This window comes from Burkholderia sp. RF7-non_BP4, from assembly GCF_001521935.1.
GTDB lineage: Bacteria > Pseudomonadota > Gammaproteobacteria > Burkholderiales > Burkholderiaceae > Burkholderia > Burkholderia diffusa.
This window is the reverse complement of the sequence record NZ_LOTA01000035.1, coordinates 60,373-76,156: the sequence shown is the minus strand read 5'-3', so window position 1 is coordinate 76,156 and position 15,784 is coordinate 60,373. Positions and strand designations below refer to the sequence as shown.

Genomic DNA, 15,784 nt, shown 5'->3' with positions numbered 1-15,784 from the left:
GCCTCGACATATTCCCGCCCGAGAAGGGCACCCAGACGGCGAGACGAACCATGATCTACAGCATGACGGGCTATGCGAGCGCGACGCGCGAACTCGCGACGGCTACCGGCAACGGCGGCACCAGCGTGTCGGTCGAACTGCGCACCGTGAACTCGCGCTTCCTCGACCTGAATTTCCGCATGCCGGACGACGTGCGCGCGTGCGAGCCCGCGCTGCGCGAAATGCTGATGAACAAGCTGTCGCGCGGCAAGGTCGACGTGCGCATCAACCTGCAGCGCGGCGAGCAGAGCATCGGTGCCGGCGCGCTGAACCAGACGGCCCTCGGCCAGCTTGCCGAGCTCGAGCGCTCGGTGCTCGATTCGTTCCCGGGCGTCGGCCGCCTGCGCGCGGGCGAGATCCTGCGCTGGCCGGGCGTGCTCGCCGAGAGCGGCGTGTCGGCGGAAGCGATCCGCGACGCGGTGCTCGCGTGCGGCAAGGAGGCGATCGGCGAGCTCGTCGTCGTGCGTTCGCGCGAAGGCGCGCAGCTGGCGACGATGCTGCTGTCGAACGTCACCGAAATGGAAGCGATCGTCGCGCGCATCACGCCGCTCGTGCCGGAGCTGATCGCGAAGCATCAGCAGAAGATCGTCGAGCGGCTGCAGGAAGCGCTCGGCCTCGCGGCGCCCGAAGGCAGCGCGCCGATCGTCACGCGCGAGGAAGCCGCGGAACGCATTCGTCAGGAAGTGACGATGTACGGCATCCGGATCGACATCGCGGAAGAACTGTCGCGACTCACCGCGCACCTGAACGAAACGCGTCACGTGATCGAGAAGGGCGGCCGCGTCGGCAAGCGTCTCGACTTCATGATGCAGGAACTGAATCGAGAAGCAAACACGCTCGGCTCGAAGGCGGCGGCAAAGGAACTGGCCGACGCATCGATGGCGCTCAAGCTGTTGATCGAGCAGATGCGTGAGCAAGTGCAAAATCTGGAGTAACGCAACATGACCCATCCCACTCACGACGGCCACGCATCGCATGCGCTGCACGGCGGCGTCTATCCCGGCAACCTGTTCATGGTCATCGCGCCGTCGGGCGCCGGCAAGTCGACGCTCGTGAACGCGCTGCTGTCGAAGGACAGCGACATCTGCCTGTCGATTTCGTACACGACGCGCAAGCCGCGCCCGGGCGAGCAGGACGGCCAGCACTACCACTTCACGACCGTCGAGGATTTCCGCACGCGCCACGCCGCGCACGAATTCCTCGAAAGCGCGGAGGTGCACGGCAACTATTACGGTACGTCGCGCGTCTGGATCGAAGAGCAGATGATGAACGGCCACGACGTGCTGCTCGAGATCGACTGGCAGGGCGCGCAGCAGGTGAAGAAGCAGTTCCGCAACGCGGTCGGCATCTTCATTCTGCCGCCGTCGCTCGACGCGCTCGAGGAACGTCTGAAGAAGCGCGGCCAGGACGAACCGAACGTGATCACGCGACGCCTGCTCGCGGCGGGCAGCGAGATGGCGCACGCGTCCGAAGCGGAATACGTCGTGATCAACGAGAATTTCGATCGTGCACTGGCCGAGCTCGAATGCATCGTCGCGGCGACGCGCCTGCGCTTTGCTTCGCAGTACGCGCGACATGCCGAGCTGTTCATCGAGCTCGGCATCCATTTGCCCCACGCGGAATGACGCGGGGGTAGAGGGACATAAGGTAGAATAGGGACTATATTCAGAAGGAATTACCAACATGGCTCGCATTACCGTCGAAGACTGCCTGAAGCAAATCCCCAACCGCTTCGAACTGGCGCTCGCCGCCACTTACCGCGCGCGGCAGCTCGCGCAAGGCCATACGCCGAAGATCGAGAGCCGCGACAAGCCGACCGTCGTCGCGCTGCGCGAGATCGCCGCCGGCCAGGTCGGCGTCGAGATGCTGAAGAAGGTGCCGGTGTAACGCGCATCCGGCCCGTTCCAGCCATGTAGTCCACGCGCGCAACGACTCGACCTGGAGGCGAATATGAGCACCACCCCATCGTCCGCCTCCGCGGATTCGACCACCGAAGCCACGGCCCAGTCGCCTGCGCGCCAGTACATCGACGCGGTCCTCGAACAGTCCTTCCGGCATCTGTTCGGGCCGACCGCCACGCCGGAGCAGCCGCGCAAGCACGGCGTCGTTTCGATCGCGAAACTGACGACCGCGCTTGCCGAGTATCTCCCTCCGGAAGAAATCAAAGAGGTCAAGGCGGCGTTCCACTTCAGTGACGAAGCCCACCTCGGTCAATATCGCCAGAGCGGCGAACCCTATATCACCCATCCCGTCGCCGTCGCGGAAATCTGCGCCGGCTGGAAGCTCGACGCGCAAGCCGTGATGGCCGCGCTCCTGCACGACGTGATGGAAGACCAGGGCGTGACCAAGAGCGAGCTGGCCGAACGGTTCGGCCCGAAGGTCGCTGAACTGGTCGACGGCCTGTCGAAGCTCGACAAGATGGAGTTCCGCAGCCGCGAGGAAGCGCAGGCGGAAAACTTCCGCAAGATGCTGCTCGCGATGGCGCGCGACGTGCGGGTCATCCTCGTCAAGCTCGCCGACCGTCTGCACAACATGCGCACGCTCGGCGCGGTGCCGATGGAAAAGCGCCGCCGCGTCGCACGCGAGACGCTCGACATCTACGCGCCGATCGCGCACCGCCTCGGGTTGAACAACACGTATCGCGAGCTGCAGGACATGAGCTTCGCGAACTTCAACCCGCATCGCTACGCGACGCTCGAGAAGGCCGTGAAGGCCGCGCGCGGCAACCGCCGCGAAGTGATCAGCAAGATCCTCGAGGCCGCGCAGCGCGCGATGGGCGACGCGAAGCTCGACGCCGAGATCACCGGCCGCGAAAAGACGATCTACAGCATCTATCGCAAGATGCGCGACAAGCAGCTGTCGTTCTCGCAGGTGCTCGACGTATACGGCTTTCGCGTCGTCGTCGAGAATCCGCTCGACTGCTACACGTGCATCGGTGCGTTGCACGCGCTGTACAAGCCCGTGCCCGGCAAGTTCAAGGACTACATCGCGATCCCGAAGATCAACGGCTATCAGTCGCTGCACACGACGCTCGTCGGCCCGTTCGGCGCGCCGATCGAGTTCCAGGTGCGCACGCGCAAGATGCACGAGATCGCCGAGGCGGGCGTGGCCGCGCACTGGCTGTACAAGAACGGCGGCGCGGATCTGAACGACGTGCAGAAGCGCGCGCATCAGTGGCTGAAGTCGCTGCTCGACATCCAGAGCGAAGCCGGCGATTCGAGCGAATTCCTCGAGCACGTGAAGATCGACCTGTTCCCGGATGCGGTCTACGTGTTCACGCCGAAGTCGAAGATCATGGCGTTGCCGCGCGGCGCGACGGCGCTCGATTTCGCGTATTCGATTCACAGCGATCTCGGCAACCAGTGCGTGGCCGTGAAGATCAACAACGAGTTGCTGCCGTTGCGTACCGAGCTGAAGAGCGGCGACATCGTCGAGGTGATCACCGCGCCGTATTCGAAGCCGAACCCGGCGTGGCTCGGCTTCGTGCGCACCGGCAAGGCACGCTCGGCGATTCGTCACTACCTGAAGACGATGCGCCTGAACGAGTCGGTGCAGCTGGGCGAGCGGCTCGTCGACCAGAGTCTGAAGGGTTACGGGCTCGCGCTCGCCGATGTCGCGCCGGAGGTGTGGGAGAAGCTCGTCCAGTGGACGGGCAACAAGAGCCGCCAGGAAATCTTCGCGGACATCGGCCTCGGCCGCCGCGTCGCCGCGGTGATGGCCAAGCGCATCGAGGTGCTGATGAGCGGCCGCGATGCGGACGACGATCTGCCGAAGTCCGAGCGGCATCCCGCACACAATGCGCCGCCGGTCGTGATTACCGGCACGGAAGGGATGTCCGTGCAACTGTCGGCGTGCTGCCGGCCGATTCCGGGCGATGCGATCATGGGCTATATCGGCATCGGGCTCGGGATGGCGATTCATACGACCGATTGTCGGGTCGCGCAGCGCATCCATCGTCGCGATCCGGGCCGCTGGATCGACGTCGAGTGGGCGCCGCAGCCGGGTCGTCTGTTCGACGTCGCGGTGAAGGCGCTCGTGAAGAACACGAAGGGCATCTTCGCGCGCGTCGCGGCGGACATCACGTCGGCCGACGCGAACATCGTGCACATCGCGATGGACGAGGATCTGACGCACGAATCGACGGTGCTGCGGTTCGTGATCCAGGTCAGCGATCGCGTGCATCTCGCGAACGTGATGCGGCGCGTGCGGACCAATCCGGACGTGATGCGGATCATGCGCGAGCGCTCGACCGACGACAGCGTGCATGCGCGTCACGACGGCGGCATGCGCATCGAGCGCGAGCGGCAGGATTACTGACGCCGCGCGTGGGTTTGCGGCGGGATATGACGGCGGCCACGGGCCGCCGTTTTCGTTTGTGCCGCGGGTCGGGCAGTGTCGCGCAGCGGCAACCCGACTCGAGCCGAGCGGGCGATGGCCGAAGAGAAGAGGGGTGGAAAAGAAAAAGGGCCTTCCCGGAGGAAGGCCCTTCTGAGGTGGCGCGGCTGGCAGGATTCGAACCCACGACCCCTTGGTTCGTAGCCAAGTACTCTATCCAACTGAGCTACAGCCGCACGCAAAACGGTACTGCTTCAACTGTCGGAACCTTCTGCGATGGGAAGGCCCCCAAAAAGGTGGCGCGGCTGGCAGGATTCGAACCCACGACCCCTTGGTTCGTAGCCAAGTACTCTATCCAACTGAGCTACAGCCGCACGCAAAACGGTACTGCTTCAACTGTCGGAACCTTCTGCGATGGGAAGGCCCCCAAAAAGGTGGCGCGGCTGGCAGGATTCGAACCCACGACCCCTTGGTTCGTAGCCAAGTACTCTATCCAACTGAGCTACAGCCGCACGCAGAAGCGGAAGTATAGCAGGGTTGTATAAAAAGGGAAGCCTTATTCGCAAAAAATGTCACCCGATCTTGGGCGGCCGCGTTCGTGTACCCTTGATGCATCAGTCATCCATGTGTTGAATCTGCATCATGAACAAGGCGTTTGTCAAAGAGTCGGACGGCGACGACGACGATCTCGACCCGAGTCAACCCGCGATTCCGGCGGGCACGAAGAACTACATCACCCCGGCCGGCCACAAGCGGCTCAGGGACGAACTCCTGAACCTGATCGACGTCGAGCGTCCCGAGGTCGTGCGGCTGGTGTCGTGGGCCGCGTCGAACGGCGATCGGTCGGAGAACGGCGACTACATCTACGGCAAGCGGCGGTTGCGCGAGATCGACCGCCGGATCCGCTTCCTGACGAAGCGGCTCGATCTCGCCGAAGTCGTCGACGCGAGCCGGCAGGAGAATGTCGACCAGGTGTTCTTCGGCGCGACCGTCGATTACGCGACGCCGGACGGCGAGGATCACACCGTCACGATCGTCGGGATCGACGAGGTCGATCTCGATCGCGGTTGTGTCAGCTGGATCTCGCCGGTCGCGCGGGCCCTCATCAAGGCGAAGATCGGCGACACCGTCACGCTGATGACGCCGGCCGGTCCCCAGCCGATCGACGTGCTCGACGTTCGCTATCCGGCGCCGGGTAGCGCGTGAGCAGCGAGTGGCGCATCCGCGCGGTGCCGCGCTGAAACGACGAGCGCCCCGGGGTGGGGCGCTTGTCATGATGCTCCCGGCCGAAGCGCCGGGACCGATGGCGTGGCTCAGAAGCGGTGGCGCATGCCGGCCGTGACCGCGATCTGCTTGTTCGTCGACGACGCGGTGCCGAGCCCGTTGATGTTCGCGCCGACCGCCAGGCCGTCCGCATTGACCCGCTGGTACTCGCCCTGCAGATACAGGTCGGTGCGCTTCGACAGCGCATAGTCGGCCTGCAGGTTGAACTGGTGCCAGCTCGGCGTCTGGCCGTCGAGGCGGCCGTCGGTGTACGTGTACGAGCCCGCGAGCGAGAATGCCGGTGTCAGCGCGTAGCGGCCGTTCACTTCGTAATTGTTGAAGCGCGTGCCGCCGGCGAGCGGGATGCCGCCCGACACGCCGGACTGCCCGGCGCTGATCCTGGCCGAATCGGTCAGGCGCGTCTGCGTGAACACGAAGCCGGCCGTCGCGGGCCCGAACGTGTAGTTGAGGCCCGCGCCCCAGGTGCGCTGACGGCTGGCGGCAAACGTCCAGTCGCCGGCCACCGCGCCGGGGTCGCTGGCTGCGAGCGACAGCGCGTTGATGTTGTTGTTGAGCTGCATGTACGCGGCCGCGACGTTGAAGCCCATGTAGCTGTACGACGCGCCCACGCTGTATGCGCGGTTGTTCGAGAAATCGCTGGAATTCGAGAAGCCGTACAGCGCGCCGAACTTCAGGCCGCCGTAATTGGCACTCTGATACTTGACCGAGTTGTTGATCCGGAACGAGTTGTTCAGGTTGTCGTTGTCGAACGGGTGCGCGAACTGCGTGCCGCCGTATTGGGTGCCGGTCAGCGACAGCGGGCCGAGGAAATCGACGACGCTGTCGTACTGGCGGCCGAGCGTGAGCGACCCGTAGCTCTCGTGCGCGAGGCCGACGAACGCCTGGCGGCCGAATTCGCGGCCGTTCTGCTTGAGCGAACCGTTGTTGATGCCGAAGCCGTTTTCCAACGTGAAGATGGCTTTCAGTCCGCCGCCGAGATCCTCGGTGCCGCGCAGGCCCCAGCGGCTGCCGTTGATCGAGCCGCTCGTCTCCTGCCACGCGCTGTGGCCACCCTGGTTGTTCGTATAAGTGATGCCGGCGTCGATCAGGCCGTACAGCGTGACGCTGCTTTGCGCATGGGCGGCAGTGGCGCACACGCCGGTCAATGCGGCGACGATCAGGGGCTTTTTCATGATCTGTCTCCAAACAGGATGATGTCGATCGAACCTGCTGCGGGCATCGGCGGCGTCGCGGGTCGGCGACGCCGTGCGCGTGGAGCGCGGCACCCTCATCGGAAATCCATTTGCAGTGTACGGATGGGGCCGGGTGCAGAAGAAAATTGCTTCCGGCAATACTGTATTTTGAATCCCGCAAGAATAAGTGTATGCGCCGGGAGCCCCGGCCATCAAGGCGTTGCGGCAGCGCAGCAGGCGGAGAAGGTGCTCAGGACTGCATAAAGGGTGTCGTGGACGTTGCGCGGTCGCGACAGGCACTCACTGGCGGGCGGAATTAGGCCTGGCGCGATTATTGACACATCGGCAATAGAGGTTTGTGTGGAGCATGGATAATGAAAGGATGTTCTCTCGCTATACTGCGATCTCTGCTTTCCGAAGCAGACTTTTTCGTTGACGGAAAAGATCTCCAAACCTTTGTCGGCGCGACTTCCCAGTCGCGCTTTTTTTTGCCCGTCTTCCAGGTCCCTATTGCGTGTACGAGCGTCGCTTGCGCTTGCCCGTCGGCGGCGTGTCGTCGGCTTCGGGTTGCGGCGGCGTATACGTCCAGTCTTCCATCACGTAGTGACGGGCGTCCAGCGGTGACGCCAGCAGGTTCTGCCAATGATCGCCGTGCCAGGTCGGGTCGAATTCAGTGTCGCAAGGTGTGTCGCGGGACTCGGCCAACGCGCGGGACTTGCGGCGCACGCGTGCGAGTCGGCTCGCGAAGCGTTTGATTCCGTCCAGCCACATGACCTTCTCCTTCCATTGCCTTGCACCAGCATCGCAACGTCCCTCGTTCTTCGCAATCCGGAAAAAACCCGAGGATTTTACCGGCCCGATTTGTCCCCGGTAGGTTTTTCACGGTTTTGATTATGTGGGATTCGATCCCGGTAATATTGACAGGTTTTTGATGCGGATCAATTAATAAAAGACGATGGTGTACCGATTCCAGTGGTATTGACGTTTTTTTGATAAAGAAAGCGCCAAAAATTCCCTTGACGCGCCTGGATTGTCCAATTTATAAAGTCAGCACTCCGTCCCCGGGCGGAGCGCTGGGGGTGAGTGTCGGCGCGCCGTTGCGGGATTTCGGGAAGCGGCTATAAACAGTAGCTTTTTTGATCTAATCGAGTGGGGAACGAAGGTATGGATACCGGTATCGTAAAATGGTTTAACGATGCTAAAGGTTTCGGCTTTATTACGTCCGACAATGGCGGCGAAGATTTGTTTGCGCACTTTTCCGAAATCCGCATGGACGGCTTCAAAACGCTGAAGGAAAACCAGCGCGTTTCCTTCGAAGTGAAAGTCGGGCCGAAAGGCAAGCAGGCAGCGAATATCCAGGCGGTCTGACGCGCCACGCATTGCCGAACTCGTCCGGCCCCCGCATCGCGGGGGCTTTTTGCTTTTCGGGGCACGAAAACCCGGGACCGGTGAATCGAATCCGCTTCGGACTGGTCGCGAACACGCCTGCCGGTGCATACTCACGGAAGCATCGTTTCTCCCGCCTTTTATGTCCGATTTCAGCCCGTCAGATCCCGCCTGCGAACAGCCGCTCGTCTTCGTCGACCTCGAAACCACCGGTGGTTCGTCCGCCGAGCACCGCATCACTGAAATCGGCGTGGTCGAAATCGGCCCGCTGGGCGTGTCGACATGGACGACGTTGGTCAACCCGGGGCAATCGATTCCGCCGTTCATCCAGCAACTGACGGGCATTTCCGATGAGATGGTGCGCGACGCGCCGTCGTTCGCGTCGCTCGCGCCCGTGCTGTTCGAGCGGCTCGACGGCAAGCTGTTCGTCGCGCACAACGCGAGCTTCGACCGGGGCTTCCTGCGTGCCGAATTCGAGCGCGCCGGCTTCGCGTTCAATCCGGACGTACTGTGCACGGTGCGGCTGTCGCGTGCGCTGTTTCCGCGGGAGGCGCGACACGGACTCGATGCGCTGATCGAACGCCACGGTCTCGTCCCCGCCGCCCGCCACCGGGCGCTCGCGGATGCCGATCTCCTTTGGCAGTTCTGGCGGCAATTGCACGAGATCGTGCCGCTCGAGCGTCTGCGCGACCAGATTACGCGCACGACGCGTCACTTCCGTCTCGCGGGCGGCATGACCGAAGCGTGGCTCGATACCGCACCGGCCGGATGCGGCGCGTACGCGCTGTTCGGGGAGGGCGACGAAGCGCTGTACGTCGGCCGCAGCGTGCGCGTGCGGCAGCGCTTGCGTGCGCTGCTGACCGGCGAGCGGCGTTCGTCGAAGGAAATGCGGATTGCGCAGCAGGTGCGGCGCGTCGAATGGCGGGAGACCGGCAACGAGCTCGGCGCGATGCTTGCGGAAGCGCAGTGGATCGCTCGCCTGCGTCCGTCATACAACCGGCGTCCCACGGCCGAAAGTGGCCGTGCCGGCAATGCGCCCTGGCCGTTCGACGGCCCGGTCGCGTTCGAGGCGAGCGGCGAGCGCCGCCTGTTTCACGTGATCGACGCCTGGCGCTACCTCGGTGCGGCCGAATCGCTCGATGCGGCCGCGCGGCTCGTGGCCGACGGCGCGGACGGTGCGTTCGAACCGCATACCCATCGTCTGCTGCAGACGCATCTCGCGCGCGGCCTGCAACTGATTCCGCTAGCGGCGCTCACGCCAGCCGACTGAGCACGGCCGTGCTGCCGCGTGCAATGGCCGTGCGCCGTCAGCCGATCGCACTGGCGCCGCCGGCGGAGCAGACGTGCGACAGCGCGATGCCGAGCGCCTGCGTCTGGGTGCGGTCGTAGCGGGTCAGTGTCTTCCAGTTCGCGATGCTGCGTGCGAGCCGCGCCTGGCAGTCGGGTGCGTCGCGCAGCGGTGCGACTTGCGCGAGGCCGGCCAGCATCTTTTGCGTGAGCTGATCGAGCGCCGGCCGCGTGCTGGTCGCGAGGTCGGGCGGGGAGCCTTCCGGCGGCCGCGTCGCGCGCCACGTTGCAAAGAGCGCGTTCTGCACGTCCTTGCTCGCGGCGATCTGATCCTCGAAGAACGTGCGCGCGAACGCCGGATCCACGCCGGACTGTGCGGCGCGCTTCTCGACCGATGCGAGCAGTGCCGCTTCGCGCGGCTGGTCCTCGATCGCCTTGTGATTCGCCCATTTCCATCGCGCGACGGGTTCGGCAAGCGCGAGCCGCTGTGATGCGAGCGCGACGAGATTGGTGAGCGCGGTGTCGTCGCCGTCCGCGCGTGCGATGTGCGGTGACGAAAAAAGGGCGACGCCGAGCGCGGCGACAGCGACGCTGGCACGAATGGCTTGTTTCATCGGAACGATCGGGAGAACCGGACGGGCCGGAGGTGGAAAACCAGAAGGATAGACGAAGACAGTCGCGCGGCGGAACGACGCGACAGAAGAATCAGCGGACGCGCTGATCCGGCACCGTCAGGCCGTTGCAGCCCGGGTGCGAAGCGATCTGCGCCGAAAACGCAGCGATGAACCGCACGATATCGATCGACACGTGGCGGTTACAGAACGGAACGTAGGTTCACTTCGGCGAGTACAGCTTGTGCTGCTCGTCGAAGAATGCCCGGACATACTCGGGCAACTCGGCGAGGAATTCCACGCCGACGGGTTCCGGATCCGGGCTCATCACTTGCTCGGGCGGGGGCATGCGGGTTGGTCTTTCGTCCATGGTCGTTTCTCCAGCAGGTTCAATAATTATCAACCTCGCGCTCGGATTTATGCCAGAGGCGAATCGTTAGATTTTGTCTCTGTTGTATTAACGGCACATGCGCTGCTGCGCACCGTGCGATGCCGGCTATTGCACCTCGCACGTCGGCAACGATCGGGCCGCTTGTTATACTTGCGCGCACTTTTTCCTGGACCGTGATGAAACGAACGACGCGATGGATCGGCCTCGTATGGTTGGCGCTCGTACTGAACGTACTGTCGCCCGTCGTCGGCTACGCGCGTCTCGCATCGAACGGTTCCGGCGAGCTCACGCTCGAATTGTGCAGTGCGGCAGGTGCGCGTCAGATCGTCCTCGCGCAGTCGGGCGACGACCGCGGCACGTCGTCGTTCGACCATGCCGGCGTGCCGCACTGCGTGTACTGTCCCGGCTTCGCGGCGAACGTGGCGCTCGGCACGAGCCTGCCTGCGTTGCCGGGCTTCGTGCGCGCCTTCGCATACCGGGCCGCCGCCCCGGCCGTTCCTGTTTTTCCCCGCAAGGGCATCCGTCTCGCGCAGCCGCGCGGTCCGCCTGAAAACGTCCCGATCTGATTGATATCGTCCGCGCGCCCCGGTGGCGCGCGTGCCGCCCGCGGCCCGGTCCGCGCGCCGCGCCGTGTGCGCGCGGCGCGTCGGCTCGCGCCCGGCGGTGTCCGGTCACGTTTTCAGGAATTCATCCATGTCGTTCACCTTCGCCGCGCGGCCGTCGCGCGGCCGGCTCGCGCTCGCCTGCGCGGCCGTTTTTGCCTGGCCTGCCGCGCAGGCGGCCACGATCGATGGCGTATCCGCCGACCCGGCGCCCGGCGGTCCGGGCGACCCGGCCGGCCATGCCGCACCGGTTGCCGCGCCCGCGCCGACCGGCGACACGCTGACCGCCGTCAGCGTCACCGCCCGGCGGCAACCCGTCGATCCCGATACGCCGGCCGTCGTCGAGTCGATCACGCGCGAGCAGATCGACGCGCACACCAACGTCACCACCGAGGACGCGCTGAAGTACGCCCCCAACCTGATGGTTCGCAAGCGCTACATCGGCGACCGCAACAGCGTGTTCGCCGGCCGCGACTTCAACGAGCTGCAGAGCGCGCGCGGGCTCGTCTACGCCGACGGCCTGCTGCTGTCGAACCTGCTCGGGTCGAGCTATGCGTATCCGCCGCGCTGGTCGCTGATCGCGCCCGACGATATCGCGCGCGTCGACGTGCTGTATGGTCCCTTTTCCGCGCTGTATCCGGGCAATGCGATCGGCTCGACCGTGCTGCTGACGACGCGGCGCCCCGACGCACTCGAGGCGTCGCTGTCGACGCAGTTCTTCACGCAGCGCTATCACGACGGCTACGGCTTCGCGGATAGCTTCGGCGGCAATCACCAGACCGCGCGGATCGCGAACCGCATCGGCAAGTTCTGGTTTTCGCTGTCGCTCGACCGGCTGGAGAACAACGGCCAGCCGATGCAGTATGCGAGCCCCAATTCAGCCTACAACCCGAAGCTCGGCGCCGCGGTGCCGGTGACGGGGGCGGCCACCGACATCGGGCCGAACGGCAAGCCGCGCACGATCGTCGGCGCGCAGACCATCGAGCGGACCGAGCAGCTCAACGGGACGGTGCGGATGGGCTACGCGTTCACGGACCGCGTCGACGCGACGCTGACGCTCGGGCACTGGGAAAACCATTACCGGCAGCACGGCGAGACCTTCCTGCGCGATGCGGCCGGCAATCCCGTCTACGGCGGCAACGTGTCGATCGGCGGCCGGAACATGACCGTCGCGCCGAGCGCGTTCGCGCCGCAGCGCGGCGACCAGGAGAACTGGCTGTACGCGCTCGGCCTGAACGGCCGGCTCGATTCGGGCTGGCGGCTGTCGGGCGTGGTGTCGGCATACGACGTGTCGCGCGACGTGCTGCGCGCGGCGTCGACCGTGCAGGGCGGGGCGGGCACGCTGTTTCAGGGCGACGGCACGGGCTGGCGCACGTTCGACCTGAAGGCCGAGGCGCCGGAAGTGAAGGGCCACGCATTCACGTTCGGCTATCACTACGACAACTATTTCCTGCGCAACGTCACGTACAACACGGCCGACTGGCTGGCCGGGCCGACTACGTCGCTCGCGAGCGTCTACCGGGGCGACACGCGCACGCAGGCGCTGTTCGCGCAGGACGCGTGGCGTTTCGCGCCCGGCTGGCTCGCGACCCTCGGCCTGCGCTACGAGCGCTGGGACGCATACGGCGGCGCGCTCGGCAACGCCAACGGCATGCTCGGCTACGCGGACCGCGGCGCGAATGCGCTGTCGCCGAAAGTCGCGCTGCAATGGGACGCGACGGACGTCTGGCGCTTCCGACTGTCGTTCGCGACCGGCACGCGCTTTCCGACGGTCGGCGAACTGTTCCAGGGCACGATCTCGAACAACGCGATCGTCAACAACAACCCGAACCTGCGCCCGGAAAAGGCGATCGACTGGGACTTCACGGCAGAGCGCGACGTGGGTGTCGGCGTCGTGCGCGCGAGCGTGTTCCAGAGCGACCTGCGCGATTCGATCTACAGCCAGACGACGGTGTCGGGCGCGTCGACCGTCACCAACATCTCGAACGTCGATCGGGTGCGCGTACGTGGCGTCGAACTCGCATTCAGTGGTCAGAACGTCGGGCTGCGCGGGCTCGACATCGACGCGAACGTGTCGGCGAGCAATGCGCAGATTCTGGCCGACACTGCGAATCCGGCTTACGTCGGTTCGCGCTTTCCGCGCATCCCGCGCATGCGCGCGAACCTGCTCGCGTCGTACCGCTTCGACGAGCACTGGCTCGCGAGCGTCGGCGTCCGCTACTCGGGCCGCCAGTTCAATACGCTCGACAACGGCGACGTGAATCCGGACGTGTACGGCGGCACGAGCATCTTCACGGTCGTCGACCTGAAGGCGCGCTACCGGTTCGACCGTCACTGGACCGCATCGCTCGGCATCGACAACCTGACCGACCGCCGCTATTACGTGTTCCACCCGTATCCGGGCCGCACTTTCTTCGGAGAACTGAAATGGTCGCTGTGAAATCGTTCGCGGCAGGCTGCGCGCTGTGGCTCGCGGCGCTGTCGCCCGCACGCGCGCACGACGCGCCGAACGCCGTCGATCCGCATGCGGCGCACATGAGCATGCAGGCCGCGCCGGCGCAGCAGAAGCAGCCGCTCGCGACCGGCGCCGCATTCGACGCGCGGCACCGGCTGTGGGTCGCATGGGTCGAAGGCGCGCACGTCGTTGTCGCGCGCTCGGACGACGCGGGCCGCACGCTGTCCGCACCCACGACCGTCAACGCGATGCCCGAGCCGATCTACACGAGTGCGGAAAATCGCCCGAAGATCGCGACGAGCCCGGACGGTCGCGCGGTGTACGTGTCGTGGTCGATGCCGCTCGATGCGCCGTACACGGGCATGGTGCGCTTCTCGCGTTCGCTCGACGGCGGCGCGACGTGGAGCGTGCCCGTCACCGTGCATCGCGACCGGCAGGCGATCACGCATCGCTTCGACATGATGGCGGTCGATCCGGCCGGCAACATCGCGATCGCGTGGATCGACAAGCGCGATCTCGTCTCGGCGAAGGCGGCGGGGCAGACGTACGACGGCGCGGCCGTGTACTACGCCGTGTCGCGCGACGGCGGCGCGTCGTTCGAGCCCGAGCGCAAGGTCACCGATCACACATGCGAATGCTGTCGCATCGCGATGGCGATCGATCCGGCCGGACATATCGAAGCGGTGTGGCGCAACGTGTTCCCGGGGCAGATCCGCGATCATGCGCTCGCGGTGTTGCCCGTGTCGGCGTCGGAGCCCGTCGTGCCGGTGCGCGCCACGTTTTCGAACTGGCACGTCGAGGCGTGCCCCGAGCACGGGCCGGCGCTCGCGATCACGCCGGACGGCACGCGCCACATTGCGTGGTTCGGCGTCGTCGACGATCGCGCCGACGTGTTCTACTCGCGCATCGGCGCCGATGGCCGGCCGCTCGGCACGCCCTGGGCGTTCGGCGCGAATCCGTCGGTACCGGCCGAGCAGGCATCGCATGCGGCGCTCGTCGCGCACGGCGATGTCGTGTGGCTCGCATGGAAGGCGTTCGACGGCGACACGATGCAGATCAAGCTGCGCCGCTCGGACGATCGCGGCGAGCACTGGTCGGCGCCACGCGTGATCGCGTCGACGTCGGGCGCGAGCGACAACCCGCAACTGCTCGACGATGCAGGACGCATCTACCTGTCGTGGCGCACGCGTTACGACGGCTATCGGCTCATTCCCGTGGAGGGAGCGCAATGAAACGGCTGATGGTGTCGATCGGCGCCGTGCTTGCGAGCCTGCCCGCATGGGCCGGTGAACTGCAACCGCTGCGCGCGGCCGAGGTCGCGAAGTTGTACGCGACGGCGCCCGAACGGCCGCTCGCGGTCGAGATCTGGTCGCTCGATTGCGGCTACTGCCGCGAGAACGCCGCGCATCTGGTCGCGTGGCAGCGCCGGCATCCGGACGTGCGGCTCGCGATGGTTTCGATGGACGCGTACGACGACAACGGTGCGGCGATCGCACAGGCACTCGCGCAAATGAACCTGCCGCCGCAGGTCGCGCAGTATGCGAATGCGGAGCCGATGCCCGAGCGCCTGCGAGCGGCACTCGATGCGAGGTGGCGGGGAGAAATGCCGCGTACCGTGTGGATCGGACGCGATGGCGCACGCGAGGCGCGCAGCGGATTGCTGACGACCGACGTGCTCGACGGCTGGTTGCAAGGCGGCAAGCGCCGGTGAAAGCGGAAGGTGGCGCGCGGGCGGTGCCGCGCGCCGCTTCGATGCAGATACGAAACGAAAGCGCGCCCGAAGGCGCGCGAGAAGATCGTCAGGCCGCGCGCCTGAACAGCCGGATCACGAACAGCAGGATCACGGCGCCGATGACCGCGACGATCACCGAACCGATGAAGCCGCTGCCGAGGCTGATGCCGAGCACCCCCGCCAGCCAGCCGCCGATCACCGCGCCGACGATACCGACGATGATGTCGACGATCAGGCCGAACCCGCCGCCCTTGACGAGCAAACCCGCCAGCCAGCCGGCGATCGCGCCGATGATGAGCCACATAATCAAGCCATGAGTCATGGTGATCCTCTCCTTGTGTTGAGTCGAAATGACCGGACGTCGGCTGTTTCGCCGCAAGCTGCATGAAGGCGGCATGCGACCCGCCGCGCCGCCCACGCAATGTAACGCGATAGACGGGTCGGAATCGTTAAGTAATGTTATGCACCCTTAACGGGTTTTTCCAGGGGA

General features: G+C 65.4%; 16 protein-coding genes and 3 tRNA genes. 11 read left to right on the top strand and 8 right to left on the bottom strand.

What is annotated here, in order from left to right; genetic code table 11:
- The first annotated feature begins 50 nt into the window (after positions 1 to 50).
- The 4 genes from WS49_RS15720 (at position 51) to WS49_RS15705 (ending at position 4,356) form a co-directional block, all read left to right on the top strand.
- Positions 51 to 974 carry a YicC/YloC family endoribonuclease gene (locus WS49_RS15720; protein ID WP_059467048.1) on the top strand — a complete coding sequence of 308 codons (924 nt, stop codon included), beginning with the start codon at positions 51 to 53 and terminating at the stop codon, positions 972 to 974.
- 6 nt (positions 975 to 980) lie between these two features.
- Positions 981 to 1,664: a guanylate kinase gene (gene gmk, locus WS49_RS15715; protein ID WP_059530126.1), complete on the top strand. Its 684-nt coding sequence runs from the start codon at positions 981 to 983 to the stop codon at positions 1,662 to 1,664.
- A 58-nt stretch (positions 1,665 to 1,722) separates the two neighbouring features.
- Positions 1,723 to 1,926, top strand: a complete 204-nt coding sequence (rpoZ, locus tag WS49_RS15710) for a DNA-directed RNA polymerase subunit omega (protein ID WP_006025620.1) — start codon at positions 1,723 to 1,725, stop codon at positions 1,924 to 1,926.
- A 63-nt stretch (positions 1,927 to 1,989) separates the two neighbouring features.
- The gene (locus WS49_RS15705; protein ID WP_059530123.1) at positions 1,990 to 4,356 is read left to right on the top strand and encodes a RelA/SpoT family protein; all 2,367 of its coding nucleotides are present in this window, start codon (positions 1,990 to 1,992) and stop codon (positions 4,354 to 4,356) included.
- A gap of 177 nt (positions 4,357 to 4,533) precedes the next feature.
- On the opposite strand, the gene WS49_RS15700 is transcribed toward WS49_RS15705, so the two are convergent.
- From WS49_RS15700 to WS49_RS15690, 3 genes are all read right to left on the bottom strand, one after another.
- Positions 4,534 to 4,610 (bottom strand) — tRNA-Arg (locus WS49_RS15700).
- 61 nt (positions 4,611 to 4,671) lie between these two features.
- Positions 4,672 to 4,748 (bottom strand) — tRNA-Arg (locus tag WS49_RS15695).
- Positions 4,749 to 4,809: 61 nt separating this feature from the next.
- Positions 4,810 to 4,886 (bottom strand) — tRNA-Arg (locus WS49_RS15690).
- 130 nt (positions 4,887 to 5,016) lie between these two features.
- Between WS49_RS15690 and greB the strand changes: the two genes are divergently transcribed.
- Entirely contained in the window at positions 5,017 to 5,580 is a 564-nt protein-coding gene (gene greB, locus WS49_RS15685) for a transcription elongation factor GreB (RefSeq protein WP_059530120.1), read from the top strand.
- A 107-nt stretch (positions 5,581 to 5,687) separates the two neighbouring features.
- On the opposite strand, the gene WS49_RS15680 is transcribed toward greB, so the two are convergent.
- The gene (locus tag WS49_RS15680) at positions 5,688 to 6,830 is read right to left on the bottom strand and encodes a porin (RefSeq protein ID WP_059530117.1); all 1,143 of its coding nucleotides are present in this window, start codon (positions 6,828 to 6,830) and stop codon (positions 5,688 to 5,690) included.
- Between the two features lie 507 nt (positions 6,831 to 7,337).
- Positions 7,338 to 7,601 (bottom strand): hypothetical protein, encoded by a 264-nt coding sequence (locus tag WS49_RS15675; RefSeq protein WP_059530114.1) that lies wholly within the window; start codon positions 7,599 to 7,601, stop codon positions 7,338 to 7,340.
- Positions 7,602 to 7,994: 393 nt separating this feature from the next.
- Here WS49_RS15675 and WS49_RS15670 point away from each other — a divergent pair, with 393 nt between their 5' ends.
- The gene (locus WS49_RS15670) at positions 7,995 to 8,198 is read left to right on the top strand and encodes a cold-shock protein (protein ID WP_027783827.1); all 204 of its coding nucleotides are present in this window, start codon (positions 7,995 to 7,997) and stop codon (positions 8,196 to 8,198) included.
- 160 nt (positions 8,199 to 8,358) lie between these two features.
- Positions 8,359 to 9,486, top strand: a complete 1,128-nt coding sequence (locus WS49_RS15665) for an exonuclease domain-containing protein (RefSeq protein ID WP_059530111.1) — start codon at positions 8,359 to 8,361, stop codon at positions 9,484 to 9,486.
- A 37-nt stretch (positions 9,487 to 9,523) separates the two neighbouring features.
- Here WS49_RS15665 and WS49_RS15660 read toward each other — a convergent pair whose 3' ends face one another.
- Both WS49_RS15660 and WS49_RS35640 read right to left on the bottom strand, forming a co-directional pair.
- Positions 9,524 to 10,117 (bottom strand): chorismate mutase, encoded by a 594-nt coding sequence (locus WS49_RS15660; RefSeq protein WP_059530108.1) that lies wholly within the window; start codon positions 10,115 to 10,117, stop codon positions 9,524 to 9,526.
- A gap of 220 nt (positions 10,118 to 10,337) precedes the next feature.
- Complete coding sequence (locus WS49_RS35640; protein ID WP_167359231.1) at positions 10,338 to 10,484, bottom strand: hypothetical protein; 147 nt, start codon at positions 10,482 to 10,484, stop codon at positions 10,338 to 10,340.
- A gap of 197 nt (positions 10,485 to 10,681) precedes the next feature.
- On the opposite strand from WS49_RS35640, the gene WS49_RS15655 reads away from it, so the two are divergent.
- From WS49_RS15655 to WS49_RS15640, 4 genes are all read left to right on the top strand, one after another.
- Complete coding sequence (locus WS49_RS15655; RefSeq protein WP_059530106.1) at positions 10,682 to 11,071, top strand: DUF2946 domain-containing protein; 390 nt, start codon at positions 10,682 to 10,684, stop codon at positions 11,069 to 11,071.
- Between the two features lie 127 nt (positions 11,072 to 11,198).
- Positions 11,199 to 13,547 carry a TonB-dependent receptor gene (locus WS49_RS15650; protein WP_059530104.1) on the top strand — a complete coding sequence of 783 codons (2,349 nt, stop codon included), beginning with the start codon at positions 11,199 to 11,201 and terminating at the stop codon, positions 13,545 to 13,547.
- Positions 13,535 to 14,794: a sialidase family protein gene (locus WS49_RS15645; RefSeq protein ID WP_059530102.1), complete on the top strand. Its 1,260-nt coding sequence runs from the start codon at positions 13,535 to 13,537 to the stop codon at positions 14,792 to 14,794. Before WS49_RS15650 ends, WS49_RS15645 begins: the two co-directional genes overlap by 13 nt.
- Positions 14,791 to 15,273 (top strand): TlpA disulfide reductase family protein, encoded by a 483-nt coding sequence (locus WS49_RS15640; protein WP_059530099.1) that lies wholly within the window; start codon positions 14,791 to 14,793, stop codon positions 15,271 to 15,273. The genes WS49_RS15645 and WS49_RS15640 overlap by 4 nt, the downstream gene beginning before the upstream one ends.
- 88 nt (positions 15,274 to 15,361) lie before the next feature.
- Here WS49_RS15640 and WS49_RS15635 read toward each other — a convergent pair whose 3' ends face one another.
- The gene (locus WS49_RS15635) at positions 15,362 to 15,616 is read right to left on the bottom strand and encodes a GlsB/YeaQ/YmgE family stress response membrane protein (RefSeq protein WP_059530096.1); all 255 of its coding nucleotides are present in this window, start codon (positions 15,614 to 15,616) and stop codon (positions 15,362 to 15,364) included.
- Positions 15,617 to 15,784 lie beyond the last annotated feature (168 nt).

Bases quoted from the DNA above. Each gene is read 5' to 3' on its own strand.
- WS49_RS15720 (WP_059467048.1), top strand. From the start codon at position 51: ATGATCTACAGCATGACGGGCTATGCGAGCGCGACGCGCGAACTCGCG.
- gmk (WP_059530126.1), top strand. From the start codon at position 981: ATGACCCATCCCACTCACGACGGCCACGCATCGCATGCGCTGCACGGC.
- rpoZ (WP_006025620.1), top strand. From the start codon at position 1,723: ATGGCTCGCATTACCGTCGAAGACTGCCTGAAGCAAATCCCCAACCGC.
- WS49_RS15705 (WP_059530123.1), top strand. From the start codon at position 1,990: ATGAGCACCACCCCATCGTCCGCCTCCGCGGATTCGACCACCGAAGCC.
- greB (WP_059530120.1), top strand. From the start codon at position 5,017: ATGAACAAGGCGTTTGTCAAAGAGTCGGACGGCGACGACGACGATCTC.
- WS49_RS15680 (WP_059530117.1), bottom strand. From the start codon at position 6,830: ATGAAAAAGCCCCTGATCGTCGCCGCATTGACCGGCGTGTGCGCCACT.
- WS49_RS15675 (WP_059530114.1), bottom strand. From the start codon at position 7,601: ATGTGGCTGGACGGAATCAAACGCTTCGCGAGCCGACTCGCACGCGTG.
- WS49_RS15670 (WP_027783827.1), top strand. From the start codon at position 7,995: ATGGATACCGGTATCGTAAAATGGTTTAACGATGCTAAAGGTTTCGGC.
- WS49_RS15665 (WP_059530111.1), top strand. From the start codon at position 8,359: ATGTCCGATTTCAGCCCGTCAGATCCCGCCTGCGAACAGCCGCTCGTC.
- WS49_RS15660 (WP_059530108.1), bottom strand. From the start codon at position 10,117: ATGAAACAAGCCATTCGTGCCAGCGTCGCTGTCGCCGCGCTCGGCGTC.
- WS49_RS35640 (WP_167359231.1), bottom strand. From the start codon at position 10,484: ATGGACGAAAGACCAACCCGCATGCCCCCGCCCGAGCAAGTGATGAGC.
- WS49_RS15655 (WP_059530106.1), top strand. From the start codon at position 10,682: ATGAAACGAACGACGCGATGGATCGGCCTCGTATGGTTGGCGCTCGTA.
- WS49_RS15650 (WP_059530104.1), top strand. From the start codon at position 11,199: ATGTCGTTCACCTTCGCCGCGCGGCCGTCGCGCGGCCGGCTCGCGCTC.
- WS49_RS15645 (WP_059530102.1), top strand. From the start codon at position 13,535: ATGGTCGCTGTGAAATCGTTCGCGGCAGGCTGCGCGCTGTGGCTCGCG.
- WS49_RS15640 (WP_059530099.1), top strand. From the start codon at position 14,791: ATGAAACGGCTGATGGTGTCGATCGGCGCCGTGCTTGCGAGCCTGCCC.
- WS49_RS15635 (WP_059530096.1), bottom strand. From the start codon at position 15,616: ATGACTCATGGCTTGATTATGTGGCTCATCATCGGCGCGATCGCCGGC.